Source organism: Bacillus sp. SSR7 (genome assembly GCF_055902415.1).
Genome location: NZ_JBVVXV010000003.1, coordinates 328711 through 341835, shown reverse-complemented (window position 1 = coordinate 341835; position 13125 = coordinate 328711). Strand labels below are relative to the sequence as shown.

Genomic DNA, 13125 nt, shown 5'->3' with positions numbered 1-13125 from the left:
GATAGCTTTTCTTTATGATTTTGTTTACATAACACTATTATTTTTGTATAACGATTTTTGTTTGAAAAATTCTATCCGGTTAATGGATAGAATTTTTTTGTAAGTAAATGGGTATTTACAATCTTTTTGTATCGGTGTATTATTTAACTAGTACACCGATACAAAAGGAGGGAAGAAATGAAAATAGAGTTTTCTCCAAATATACCAATTTACATCCAGGTAATGGAATACATAAAAAAAGAAATCGTAACGGGACATTTATTGCCTGGTGATAAAATTCTCTCTGTACGTGAATTAGCGAGTGAATTACAAGTAAATCCAAATACGATCCAGCGTACATTTCAAGAGCTAGAACGGGATGGGGTTGTTGTAACGCGTAGAGGAATGGGACGATATGTAACGAATGAAGGGGAGAAAATTATGGAGCTGCGAAAAGAGATGGCGAAAGAATTACTTCATTCTTTTATAGATGGAATGGATAATTTAGGTTTTTCAGAAGAAGAAATTCTTACAATCCTTCGTTCTTCATTACATGAGAAAAGGGAGGAGAGCGAATGACAGAGCTATTAAAAATAGAAAACTTATGGAAGAGATACGGGTTAAAAGCAGTAATCCGTGAATTAAGCATTGAGATTACGGAAGGGAAAATTGTTGGACTCGTTGGAGATAACGGGAGCGGGAAAACGACGTTATTGAAAATGATTGCTGGTTTGCAGCATCCTTCCGAAGGGAGTATTATAATCGCTGGTAAAAAAGTAGGATTAGAAACGAAAGAGATCGTTTCGTTTATGTCTGATAAGCCAGTATTTGATGATTGGATGACAGTAAAAGATTCTATATTTTTCTATCGTGATTTTTATAAGGACTTTGATATGCAAAAAGCGGTAGATACGATTGCAGAGTTTAAAATACCGTTAGAAGAAAAAGTTACAGCTTTATCAAAAGGGATGGTTGAAAAGCTACAAATTATTTTAACATTTTCGAGGAAAGCGAAGTTATACGTGCTAGATGAACCACTGGGCGGAATTGATCTCGTTTCTAGGGAACACGTACTGGAACTTATTTTACAGTTTTATCGCGAAGATTGTACGATACTAATTTCGACGCACTTAATAAATGAAGTTGAAAATATTTTTGATGAAGTGATCTTTTTAAAAGATGGGGAAATTGTATTGTATGAAAATGTAGAAGAGTTACGTTTTCAGAGAGGAAAAGCTGTTACAGAGGTGTTTAAGGAGGTGTTTAGTAGATGAAGCCGAGCTTAATATATATGTACAATATAAATAAAAAACAAATAATTATTTCTTTGTTATCATTTATATTCGTTGTCGCTGTAGCTTTCGTAAGTTTGGGAAATTATATTAAGCAAGAATCAGGAGAAGTAAGACAAACAATTATAGTTGCTTTCGTTATTCTAGTATATATAACTTTTTTAGCAATGATAGTTATTCAGGCGGTGTCTGCATTTGGAAAAATGACTGAAAGCACATTATTTCGGTTAACATCGATATCCGGTAAAAAGATTGTTTTAGCAATATTGTTATACGCTGTAATTTATTTACTTATTTTTGAATTAATAGGCTCTATTTTTTTATATGGCATTTCTATGAAAATAATAAAAGGTACAGAGCTCTATGAAGTATTATTTACTCAAAGTGTATTCAATCCACTAAAGCACCTCTTTAGTACTATGTTATATGTATTTAATTTATCAAGTATATTGTTAGTTTTACTTTTTACAGTAGCTGGTGTGAAAGTATTTTCTTTGAAAAAGAAAAAAATGGAGTATGTAATTATTTTCTTCTTATTTTTACTAATAACGAAAGTAATCAACATGATATATGAAATGCTAGGCGGACTTGCACCTACATCTACTTTTATTAGAAAATTAATTTATATAGATGACTCAATAGATATAAATTTTATACTATATCCGGAAAGTCTTATGAATTTATATAGTATTGCTTTTTCAATCGGTATATTTGTTTTACTTGTTTATATAACAGGTCGCATAATTGATAAAAAATTAGAAGTCTAAAGGAGGAATAAACATTGGGAAACGTAGTAGTAAAGTTAGAGAATGTTCGAAAAAAGATTGGTGGAACGGAAATTATTCGTGGTTTATCATTTGAAGTTCGTGAAGGAGAAGTGTACGGGTTCCTTGGACCGAACGGTAGTGGTAAAACGACGACGATCCGTATGATGACAGGTCTTATTTCAATGACAGAAGGCGATATTACAATTTGTGGTCATAGTATTCGCACGGAGCGTGAAAAGGCGCTAGAGCAAATTGGAGCGATTGTAGAAAATCCTGAACTATATGATTATATGACAGGAATGCAAAACTTGAAGCATTTTGCGAACATGGCAATTACACCAATTCGTAAAGAGCGCATTGCTGAAATTGTAAAACTGGTTGAATTAGAGCATGCAATTCATAAAAAAGTGAAAACATATTCACTTGGTATGAAACAACGTTTAGGAATTGCGCAGGCATTACTGCATCAGCCGAAAATTTTAATTTTAGATGAGCCGACAAATGGATTAGATCCAGCTGGTATTCGCCAAATTCGTGATTATTTACAACGTTTAGCGAAAGAAGAGAATATTGCTGTAATCGTATCAAGTCACTTATTAAGTGAAATTGAACTCATGTGTGATCGCGTCGTTATTATTAAGCAAGGTGAGTTTGTACAAGAATACAACTTACATGAACAAGCAAAACATGATGAGACAGTAGTTGTAGCGTTTGAAGTAGAGCAAGTTCAGAAAGCAAATGAAATCATTAAAGGAAAGGCGCAAAGAAATGTCATTGTAGTATCTGTAACGAAAGAAGAAATTCCACAACTTGTAAAGAAACTTGTGAATGAAGATGTGCTTGTATACGGAGTTACCATTCAAAATAAAACGTTAGAGGATGAGCTCTTAGCGATTACAGGGGGAGTGAAAGCGTAATGTTTAAATTAATTCAAAATGAATTTTTAAAGTTGCATGCGAAAAAAGGTATGTATATTTTAATTGGTGTTATTGCAGTATTGGAGATTTTGGGAGTTTTAGTGATGCTGAAATGGGGAGACGGAACTGAATTTAAAGGATCATATTTAGATTTTGCAAGTTCAGAGATTGGTTTAATTACTTTGTTTGCAACAATTTTTGGCATTACGATTGCTTCTCGTATGATTACTGATGAGTTCCAAAAAGGTACAATTAAGCAGTTATTAATCCGTCCAAGAAAACGAATGACAGTTTTATTCTCTAAATATATTACAGTGTTACTTACTATAGTATTTATCATAGTTGCTAGCACGTTAATTGCAATGATTATTGGCGGAATTGTAATGGATGGTAGCAAAACAGAATTAACGGTAGGAATCGTAATGAAATCTACTTTATATCAAGTACTTTCACCGTTCTTCTTTGCGACTCTTGCATTTTTCTTAGCAAACGTATTTAGAAAATCTGTATTACCATTAATTATCACGATGTTCTTCTTCTTTTTACAAGGAGCAATTAATATGGCACTAATGATGTTTGCAAAAGGTGTAGCGAAGTTTGTAGTGTTCTTCCATTTAAATTTAAGTGTGTACGATAGCAATAAGCTAGTAAGTGGCGGAATAGAACCAACATTTACAGAGTTTACATTTACAACTTCATTATTACTTGTAGCTGCATACTTTGTTGTATTACTTGTAGCATCAAGTGCATTATTCCAAAAACGTGACGTATTATAATAAAAGAAATCCCCGCTTGTAAAAACGGGGATTTTTATTACATAACTTTCTTGTATATTTCAACTGAAAGAAAAGAATGATTACTATATATGTTATTCGAAAGTATTTGAGAAAAATAGGGAGAATTTCAACTATATTCATATTATAATTTAGTTATCACACCATTTACTTTTACTATCTTTGGGGGTGTTCTATATGCACGATGCATTTTCACGTATAAGACTACGTAGCTTTTTTGGATGGATGATTATAGGGTTGTTCCTTACGATGATCCCATTAGGTCTATCAAATGTTTCTGAGAATACGACGGAGGTTATTTCACAAATAACTGTGTTTTTTGTATTTCCGTTATTTTGGTTATACGTAAAAACCAATAAAAATAATGTTATATTTAACAGTTTTTTTGATAAGCCAGGACGTTTACCGTGGGGATTAATTGTGTTAGCAACGGTAATGGGAATGATTTTTTCAGTTGGTATATCTCATATTCAATTTTACATATTAGCACATACGTTACCGAATTTCTTAGTTACTATGTTAGAAGATGGAAATGTTATTAATACGAGTAACATATATATGACAATATTTACTTTCATTTCATCATGTGTGTTAGCACCTATTATGGAAGAGGTTATTTTTAGAGGCTTCTTTTTACAGCGAATGGCTTATAAATGGGGCATTAAAAAAGCTGTCATTATATCTTCCATTATTTTTGGCTTAGGACATTTTGATGTTATTGGTGCGTTCATGTTTGGTGTTGTTATGTGTCTTTTATACATAAAAACAAAAAATATATGGACGAATATAGCTGTGCATGCTTTAAATAATTTCATTGCAACAAGTATGCAATTTGTTGGCGGAGAAGAGAGTAGCGCAATTTCAATTCCTGAATTACAAGCGCAAAGTAATTTATGGATCGGTATCGGTCTTACAGTTGTTGGATTACTTTGGTTAATTCCTTACGTTTGGAAACAGTGGCGTACAGTAAAAGAAGTGGGTGTGCCACCAGTGCGCTTCATAAATGAGGAAAAAGTAGTGAGTGCATCACAAGAAAACGAAGTGTATAGTCAAGTGATTGTAACAGATAGATTGATGGCTGTAGAGCTACCAGATGAGGCTGTAAATAAGCTCGGGTTAGAAGAAAATGATAATGTAACAGTATCTGTAGAAGACGATAAAATCGTTATAAAGAAAGCGCATGATAGATAATTAAAAAGTAGCTCCTTGTGAGCTACTTTTTAATTTGTAATAATTTCCACACGGAAATTATTACCGTTCTTTACATATTTAATATCTGTAACAGTGCGGACTGTTTTTAAAATCTCAACTTTTTCACCAATTCGAGGGATAGTCGGAACATTATCCCAAATGCCAAGCAAGTCATCTAATTGTGCCGTTTTTTCATAAAACCAGATTTTCAATGTAAAGCCCCTTTCTCGAACTTTATGTATTTTAATACATAATATATTATTTTTATTCTTAATGTAAGGGGTTTTTATATATTTTATGAATAAAAATTAATTAATCTTCTGGGAAGATATGTTCAATATCAGGAGTAAGAGATACTTCTGATAATACGATATGAGAAACAGTCGTTGCATATGAAGAAACATCATTGATAAATTCTTCAAGTTCAACGAGTGAAGGAACAGAAATTTTTACAATGTAGCATAAGCTTCCTGTTACGCGGTAACAAAAACTTGCAGATGGATAGGACTGAATAAACTGTTGCATACGTGTTGTATCACCGTTTTTTAAAGTGATTTCTAAAATACAGTCTAAAACAAGTCCTGCTTTTTTATAATCGATATCGATTGTGTATTTTTGGATAACGCCTTCACTTTCGAGTTTACGAACACGTTCTGCAGTAGACGGAGCAGATAAGTTTACTCGTTTCGCCAATTCACGCATGGAAAGGCGACTATCATTATATAATTCATTTAAAATTTTTCGATCAACACGGTCTAGTTGCATTTGTAAATATACCTCCAGTGAAATGATAATTTTTGTAAAGGAAAAATATAAATTAAGATTCATATGAAATGTAAAGAGAACTTTATTTATTTTACAATAAAACTGAAGGGAATAGGAGGGAAAATAATGGAGAGAATTTTATTATCAAATGTAGGAGATACAAAGTTTCAAAAGCTATTAGGGCATAATCCAGAAATATTACATTCGTGGAGTACATTAGAAAATACACTGTACAATAAAGGAACTCTTTCAGCAGAGTTAAAGGAGCAAGTGAGAAGAACATTAGCGTACGGGAATGAATGCCCGTACTGTATGGCAAAGGGAAGACCTGATGATATGCAAAAGGTAGAAGAAATTGGTGTAGCAGTTACTTTTGCGCATACATTTATTCATGACAAAAAGGCAATAGATGATACTATGTTTCATGTATTGAAACAATATTGGACGGAAAAAGAAATTGTAGAGCTTTGCGCTTATATTTGTTTTATTACTGCGTCACAACAACTTGGTTTTCTGTTTCAATTACAGCCGAAAGAAGGAGAAAATGATGATGAATCAAATAGCACTTATCATAATTGATATAAAATTATTTTAAGAAAATAATTGCGAATTATGTAGAAAAAAATAAGAATATTTCGTATAATCTAAGTACAATCATTTTGAAAATAGGGGTGGCATCATATGGAGCAAATTCCGGTAAAGAGAATAGAAAAAGTACTTGTTGTAGCAGGGGATGATAAACAAAAGCAAAAGGAATTTTATGAATTGCTCTTATCTACTGAGTTTTATGTTGCTGGCTCACTAGAAGCAGAGGAAGGGGCAACAGAAGGAATTCTTCGCTTGCGTCATTTCCAAGGAGAGGGTAGATGGATCGTTCCGTTCTTTACACAAATGGAATTTGTAAAAGACGTGTTGCCAGAAGGAACACCCCTTATTACGATACGTGGGAAAGAATTATTTAGTAGCATTGAGAAAGATGCCACAGCAGTATTAAATGTGGGTACGGATATAAGTAAAACATTTATTCCAGAAGAAATTGCAGATATCGCATCTGGACGAATTTTTAACTATTATAAATAAAAGGAAAAGCATAATCGCTTTTCCTTTTTAATTTGAACACGGGGTGGCTACGCCGGAAGAAATAGAGAGTGTTTTATTATGTGTACTTATTGTAGCTGTAGCTCCAAGAGGAATCCCAATGTTTGGGCTTATATGTCCAATCGGTAAACCGAATAGGACAGGTATAGCATATGGAGTAAAATATTCATATAGTATTGTTTGTAATGATTGAGATGGTTTAGAAGGAGTGCAGTCATGACAACTTGTAAAAATAACGCCACTACATTCATTAAACTTTCCAGATAAAAGTAGCTGATTTAACATACGGTCAATGCGATATGGCTCTTCCCCAATGTCTTCAAGCAATAAAAGTTTATTGGACGTATTTATCTCGTAGGCGGAGCCAATGATACTCGTTAACACCGCTAAATTGCCTCCAACTAACTGACCTGTAATTGTACGAGAAGAGCTAGGTACGATACATTCTGACGCAGATAAAATGGTTGAATACGGATGAAAGAGTTGATTGAAAGAAGATAAAGAAAGAGAATCTACACCTTTTCCTAACTCTTCAACCATTGGGCCATGAAAAGTAACGAGCTTTGCATAACGTGAAAAGGCAGTATGTAAAGCTGTAATATCGCTATAACCCCAAAAGATTTTAGGGTTTTGCCGAATGATTTCATATTGAATGTGAGGGAGGAGACGAGCACTTCCGTAACCACCTCGTGCACAGAAAACGGCTTTTACTTCATGGTTTGAAAATGCTTCATGTATATCATCGAGCCGAACTTGATCACTTCCCGCTAAATATCCATATTTCTCATAAACACTCTTCCCGATTACTACAGATAAACCCATTTCTTGTAGTACAGTTACACCTTTTAATACGTTTTCAATTGTTGGCGGGCCGGACGGTGCAATAATCATTACTGTATCACCTTGTTGTAATGCATTTGGATATATCATTTTTTTCAGCCTCCTTCACTTTCAATATATTCGCTTCATAGGAAGTTCAACCCTTGTAAAAGAAGGGGAAAGTTTGTCAAATAAAGAAGATATAAAGGGAATAGGAGGAGAAATGATGTTTACAAGTCGAGTCATAGATTTATTACAAATTAAGTATCCCATCATTCAAGCCGGAATGGCCGGTGCGATTACGACGCCAGAACTCGTTGCAGCTGTAAGTAATAGCGGAGGATTAGGAACGCTTGGAGCAGGCTATATGAGCCCAGAACAAATTCGTGAAGCGATTTATAAAATACGGGAACGAACAGATAAGCCTTTCGGTGTTAATTTACTATTAACGAAAGAGATACAAATAGAAGAAGAGAAGATAAACTTGGCTAAGGGATTACTTAGCGGAGTGAATAGAGGATTGGGTATAGAGGAAGAAGAACAGTTAAAGCTTCCAAAAAGTTATAAAGAACAATTACAAGTGTTAGTAGAAGAAAACGTGCCAGTCGTAAGCTTTGCATTTCAAACGTTAGAAAAAGAAGAAATAAATGACTTGAAAAGAAGAGGAATAAAAGTCATCGGAACAGCTACTCATGTGGCAGAGGCGAAAGTACTTGCTGAATTAGGAGTAGACATTATTGTCGGTCAAGGTAGTGAGGCAGGGGGGCATAGAGGAACGTTTATCGGGAAAGAACAGGACGCTATGATTGGGACGTTCGCATTAATTCCGCAGTTAGTAGCAGCAGTCCCGCATATCCCGATTGTTGCAGCTGGTGGTGTAATGAACGGACAAGGGCTTGTTGCGGCATTTACACTGGGGGCAGAAGCTGTTCAAATGGGATCAGCCTTTTTAACGAGTGAAGAAAGCATTACGCATGACGTGTATAAAAAAGCGGTTTTACGTAGTACAGATACGAGTACAACTGTGACGCGTGCGTTTTCTGGGAAATATGCACGCGGTATTCGTAATGAATTTATAGAGAAGCATGAAGGGAAAGAAGAAGACCTTCCGATGTATCCAGTGCAAAATGTATTAACCTCTAAAATACGCCAACAAGCAGCAAAGCAAAATAATGGAGAGTATATGTCACTTTGGGCAGGACAAGCGTCATCATTAGCACGAATAGAATCAGCTCAGCATGTAGTGGAGAGAGTGATGAAAGAAGCAGATAACGTAATTGAACAATTGCAAAATGTATATAGAAAAAGACCACTTGAATAATTCAAGCGGTCTTTTCTTTAGTTTGCTTTATAAAATTGTTGGATGGCTTCATCAATATAAACCCAGCCTTTCCAACCTAAGTGCATGTGATCTTTTAAGAAGTATTTATCATACTCATGATTTGAGAAGTCGGCAATTGGATAGCCAGCTTTCTCAATTTGCTCATGAACTTTCTTGTAGTACAATTCGCGGCGTTCTTTCGGGAAGCCAGCGTAATCGTACCAAGGACCTTTTACAGGAACAGAAATGAAGAGTGGTTTTGCACCAGATTGTTTTAATAAATCAAGTACAATTTGTAAATCTTCATATTCTGGCGATTGATCATAAGCATCATTTTTTAAGTAGCCTTCACGTTGCTTTAATTTCTTCTTGATTTTACTGTTGAAGTAGCCGTCTTCGATACCGTATTTGTTAGATTTAGATTCTACTGCACCAGTTTGATCTGCATGTTTACGAGCCTCTTCCCAGTTCATTTGTTTTAATGAAGGGTCAAGCTTTTCTTTATGCGGTTTAATATTAAACATAGCTGTAAATAAATCTTTACGATCTAAAATGTTACGGTAAATATAAGCGAAAGGTTTAGCAGCAAGTGCTTTTACTTTATGCTTTGTATCATCGTAAACGATACCTTCAAGCGAAATTTTAAGTAAAGTTTCTTTCTTAACGATCTCAAAGTTTAATAAACGCTTTGCAATTTGCTTTTTCATTTCAGGTTTTACATCATCGTTGAAAATGAAGTGGTAACCTTGTTGCTTTGAAAAGTTAGGTGCAAAGTGTGTTTCATCAATACCTTGTGGTACAAACCATTGCGGAGAAAGAACGAATACCATTTTCTTATCTTTCAATTGATCCATTGTAGATGCAAAGTTTAATACATGTACAAGGTCTTGTGTTCCTCCGCGTCCAAGAAGGAATGGTGTGAACCCTTCAGGCTTTACTTTGAAATAATTTGATGGATGGAAAGCATCCATACGTGCAAATTCCGATGAACCGTACATCGGAAGGTATTTCGGGTCTGCTAACATCTTTTGCTGTAAAATCATACTTTGAATCTTTTCTTCTTTTAAAGAAGTGGCAGCTTGTTCTACTTTTTCATCACTTAAAAGTGGAAGTAGGAAGCGCGTTGGAATAAGTAAGAATACAGCAAAAAGGGCCAATGCTAAAAGCATCGGACCAAATTTTGCTTTGTTCATCGGATTTCTTCCAACTTCTTAATAACCATGTTTGGAGTAGCCCACTCGTCACGGTCAAAATCAGAAATAGAAACTTCAATATCTAAACGCTCTTGGAATTCAACTAATAAAGATACTACAGCGAAAGAATCAAGAATACCTTCTTCAAATAATTGAACATCTAAGTTTTCTTTCACAATATCGTTTTCACATACTTCTTCTAAAATATCTAATACTTGCTCTTTGAATTCTGCCATTTTTAAAATCTCCTTTATATCCGAAATATATTATATGTGCAACTTCTTACTAGTTATAAGAAGGGTGCATTAAAAGTATCTGTTAAGGTGTCCAGAGAAAATGAGGAAACCGAAACATACAACGTGGAACGTAATTACAATCGCAAGGACGTGTGTAAATTTATTGTTTGGCCAAAACTTCTGCTTCTTGTTTTTTCGTTCGAAAATATCGAATAAAATAAACAGTGCAGCATGATATAGACCATAAATAACATACTGCGCAACAGCGCTTCCTTGGATGTGCCAAATTCCCATAATGAAGAAGTTTAAAAATGCCCCGATATACGAAATAGTGTAACGGTTCTTAATTAACTTTTTCTTCGTTGCAAAAAAGACGAAACGCATGTAAATAAAATCACGGAACCAGAATGATAAACTCATGTGCCAGCGGTTCCAGAAGTCTTTAATATTACGACTGAGGAATGGCTTATTAAAGTTTTCAGGAGTTTTAATTCCCATCATATAACTGATACCAATTACGAACGCACTATAACCCGCAAAGTCAAAGAATAACTGCATGCTAGTAGCGTACATAAAAATCACATTAGATAAAAGTGTATCTTGATTGGCGAATACTGCCTTTACAAGGTATGTTGTTATCAAGTGCGCGATTATAAACTTATACAGAAAACCTTGGAAAATACGGTTAAGCCCTGTATATAGTAAATTTTGATATTCCTCAGCACTAGGTGGCTTTTGGATATCTTTTTGGAATCTACGATAACGATCGATAGGTCCACTTGAAATCGCAGGGAAAAATAAAACGAATTCCCAGAAATTAAAGAAGGAAATTTCTTTAATTAAATTATCACGAACTTCAAAGACCATTTGTACAGCTCTAAATGTTACATAAGACATACCTGCGAAAACAATAAAATGCAATTCAGGTACAAATGGTGCGATTTTTGCCAAAATAAGTGGCAAAATCGATAAAATAACAGCTATACAAAACGTGAATGTACTATTGTTTTGTTTTCTTAAAAGTAAATAGCCTTTAATCAGGGCATATTGCCAAATAATAAATGCGGCTAACATAATCGCTTGCTTCGGTTTATCCGAGAAGATAATAGCAAGCATGACTAATGTTAAAACGGCATTATATTTACGCAACATTTTACCTTTTAATCCAGCTATGATAGTAGGTATTAATAAAATGCCCACTATAGCGAAAAAATAAAATGATCCATATGCGGTCATGCTGTAACCTCACTCAATAATTTTTTGCGATCTACCTTTCCATTTGGTGTCATTGGAATAGAAGATTGATACATGAATTTACGTGGAATCATGTAGTTTGGTAATCGCTCATTGAGTTCTTTTTTGATTGCAGATGTTAATTTGAATTCTTTTTCAAATGAATGTTCTCCAGGAACAACAACCGCTAATAAATAATCGTATTTCTCACCTTTTTTAATTGGAACGATAACTGCACCTTCTACGTAAGAACACGCACGAAGGTGATGCTCAATTTCTTCTAATTCCATTCGATAACCATGCAGCTTAATTTGGAAATCAAGACGACCATTATAGAATAGAAGACCATTTTCAACATAGCCAGCATCGCCTGTTTTATAGGCGCGCTCACCGTCAATCATAGTAAATGCTTTTTCTGTTAATTCAGGGCTTCCTAAATATCCAACGCTTACGCTTGGACCGACAATTACGATTTCACCTTTTTCACCATCAGGTGCAATCGTTCCATTTTCTTTCATAATAAGAAGGCGGCAGTCTGATTTACAGTAGCCAACTGGAAGTGATTTGTATTGATCAAGCACTTCTTCTGTAATGTGAATACCTGTTACAGCGACAGTAGCTTCTGTTGGACCGTACGTATTCATAATTGTTGCTTTTGGGAAACGCTCAATTAATTTTCTAGCTACTTCATTTGGTAACACTTCACCGCAGAATAAGAATGTTTTCATGTTTGGTAGCATACTCTCAGAGAAAGATGCTTCCATTAAACACATCTCTGCGAAAGATGGTGTGGAAGTCCATACTTGTATATCCGATTGCTCTAAAGAAGCAAACAAGTCTTTTGGACGTGCAATCATATCTTTATCGATTGCCCAAAGTGTACCACCTGTTACTAATGATGGGTAAATATCCATGACAGATAAATCGAATGAGAAAGGTGCTTGGTTTAAGAATACTTGCCCCGTTTGTAAGTTGAAATCTTCTACAGCCCATTTTGTAAAACTTACAAGGCAGTTATAAGTAATCTGAACCCCTTTCGGATTACCTGTACTTCCTGATGTGTAAATAATGTAGAAGTTCTCATCACCTTTTACCGCATGTTCAGGATTTGGAGTGTTCCCTTTATGAGTAAAGAAAATATCTTTTAAGTTGTCCTCACTTACAATGCGAACTGGTAAATCAGTTACAGTTACTTCAGTTCCTGATAAAAGTAGTTTCGCACCAGAATTTTCAGCGATACGTTGTACACGATCAGCTGGGATAGATAAATCTACAGGAATATAAGCATGTCCAGCTTTTACACATCCTAAAAAGTTAATAATCATTTCAGGTTGCATATGGCCATACACCATAATTGGTGAACGATCATCTGGATACTCAGAAGAAATCCAATGTGCTAACGCATCAGAATCTTCCTTTAATTGTTTGTACGTAATTTTCGCATCTCGCCAAACAAAAGCAGTTTGATCAGGCGTTTCAATAGCCCACTTTTCAATTTGTTCTAATAACTTCATAACGTT

The 13125-nt window shown here is 34.7% G+C and carries 16 protein-coding genes; 9 read left to right on the top strand and 7 right to left on the bottom strand.

Annotation, left to right across the window (positions count from 1 at the left end; translation table 11 throughout):
- Positions 1-177: 177 nt before the first annotated feature.
- From AC0NJG_RS09110 to AC0NJG_RS09085, 6 genes are all read left to right on the top strand, one after another.
- The gene (locus tag AC0NJG_RS09110) at positions 178-558 is read left to right on the top strand and encodes a GntR family transcriptional regulator (RefSeq protein ID WP_087951767.1); all 381 of its coding nucleotides are present in this window, start codon (positions 178-180) and stop codon (positions 556-558) included.
- Positions 555-1253: an ABC transporter ATP-binding protein gene (locus tag AC0NJG_RS09105; RefSeq protein ID WP_087951768.1), complete on the top strand. Its 699-nt coding sequence runs from the start codon at positions 555-557 to the stop codon at positions 1251-1253. Before AC0NJG_RS09110 ends, AC0NJG_RS09105 begins: the two co-directional genes overlap by 4 nt.
- A complete protein-coding gene (locus AC0NJG_RS09100) occupies positions 1250-2038 on the top strand; it encodes an ABC transporter permease (RefSeq protein ID WP_173601747.1) in 789 nt (262 codons plus the stop codon). The genes AC0NJG_RS09105 and AC0NJG_RS09100 overlap by 4 nt, the downstream gene beginning before the upstream one ends.
- Before the next feature lie 14 nt (positions 2039-2052).
- Complete coding sequence (locus AC0NJG_RS09095; RefSeq protein ID WP_474062994.1) at positions 2053-2955, top strand: ABC transporter ATP-binding protein; 903 nt, start codon at positions 2053-2055, stop codon at positions 2953-2955.
- Positions 2955-3731: an ABC transporter permease gene (locus tag AC0NJG_RS09090; RefSeq protein WP_088326518.1), complete on the top strand. Its 777-nt coding sequence runs from the start codon at positions 2955-2957 to the stop codon at positions 3729-3731. Before AC0NJG_RS09095 ends, AC0NJG_RS09090 begins: the two co-directional genes overlap by 1 nt.
- A 195-nt stretch (positions 3732-3926) precedes the next feature.
- On the top strand, positions 3927-4940 hold the full coding sequence (locus AC0NJG_RS09085) for a CPBP family glutamic-type intramembrane protease (protein WP_474062993.1): 1014 nt from the start codon (positions 3927-3929) through the stop codon (positions 4938-4940).
- Positions 4941-4969: 29 nt separating this feature from the next.
- Here the strand turns inward: AC0NJG_RS09085 and AC0NJG_RS09080 are convergent, their stop codons facing one another.
- Both AC0NJG_RS09080 and AC0NJG_RS09075 read right to left on the bottom strand, forming a co-directional pair.
- Positions 4970-5152: a DUF3913 family protein gene (locus AC0NJG_RS09080; protein ID WP_000707107.1), complete on the bottom strand. Its 183-nt coding sequence runs from the start codon at positions 5150-5152 to the stop codon at positions 4970-4972.
- Positions 5153-5252: 100 nt separating this feature from the next.
- Positions 5253-5705: an Lrp/AsnC family transcriptional regulator gene (locus AC0NJG_RS09075; protein ID WP_001175498.1), complete on the bottom strand. Its 453-nt coding sequence runs from the start codon at positions 5703-5705 to the stop codon at positions 5253-5255.
- Between the two features lie 63 nt (positions 5706-5768).
- On the opposite strand from AC0NJG_RS09075, the gene AC0NJG_RS09070 reads away from it, so the two are divergent.
- Both AC0NJG_RS09070 and AC0NJG_RS09065 read left to right on the top strand, forming a co-directional pair.
- Entirely contained in the window at positions 5769-6284 is a 516-nt protein-coding gene (locus tag AC0NJG_RS09070) for a carboxymuconolactone decarboxylase family protein (protein ID WP_016716960.1), read from the top strand.
- 102 nt (positions 6285-6386) lie between these two features.
- On the top strand, positions 6387-6785 hold the full coding sequence (locus tag AC0NJG_RS09065) for an SseB family protein (protein WP_016716961.1): 399 nt from the start codon (positions 6387-6389) through the stop codon (positions 6783-6785).
- 27 nt (positions 6786-6812) lie between these two features.
- Here AC0NJG_RS09065 and AC0NJG_RS09060 read toward each other — a convergent pair whose 3' ends face one another.
- The gene (locus AC0NJG_RS09060) at positions 6813-7733 is read right to left on the bottom strand and encodes a S66 peptidase family protein (protein WP_071724110.1); all 921 of its coding nucleotides are present in this window, start codon (positions 7731-7733) and stop codon (positions 6813-6815) included.
- A 115-nt stretch (positions 7734-7848) separates the two neighbouring features.
- Between AC0NJG_RS09060 and AC0NJG_RS09055 the strand changes: the two genes are divergently transcribed.
- Positions 7849-8943 (top strand): NAD(P)H-dependent flavin oxidoreductase, encoded by a 1095-nt coding sequence (locus AC0NJG_RS09055; RefSeq protein WP_088307039.1) that lies wholly within the window; start codon positions 7849-7851, stop codon positions 8941-8943.
- A gap of 17 nt (positions 8944-8960) precedes the next feature.
- On the opposite strand, the gene dltD is transcribed toward AC0NJG_RS09055, so the two are convergent.
- From dltD to dltA, 4 genes are all read right to left on the bottom strand, one after another.
- On the bottom strand, positions 8961-10136 hold the full coding sequence (gene dltD, locus AC0NJG_RS09050; protein ID WP_474062992.1) for a D-alanyl-lipoteichoic acid biosynthesis protein DltD: 1176 nt from the start codon (positions 10134-10136) through the stop codon (positions 8961-8963).
- On the bottom strand, positions 10133-10372 hold the full coding sequence (dltC, locus tag AC0NJG_RS09045; RefSeq protein WP_000807310.1) for a D-alanine--poly(phosphoribitol) ligase subunit DltC: 240 nt from the start codon (positions 10370-10372) through the stop codon (positions 10133-10135). The genes dltD and dltC overlap by 4 nt, the downstream gene beginning before the upstream one ends.
- A 69-nt stretch (positions 10373-10441) precedes the next feature.
- Positions 10442-11608 carry a D-alanyl-lipoteichoic acid biosynthesis protein DltB gene (gene dltB, locus AC0NJG_RS09040; RefSeq protein WP_474062991.1) on the bottom strand — a complete coding sequence of 389 codons (1167 nt, stop codon included), beginning with the start codon at positions 11606-11608 and terminating at the stop codon, positions 10442-10444.
- A complete protein-coding gene (gene dltA / locus AC0NJG_RS09035; RefSeq protein WP_474062990.1) occupies positions 11605-13119 on the bottom strand; it encodes a D-alanine--poly(phosphoribitol) ligase subunit DltA in 1515 nt (504 codons plus the stop codon). The genes dltB and dltA overlap by 4 nt, the downstream gene beginning before the upstream one ends.
- Positions 13120-13125: the final 6 nt, after the last annotated feature.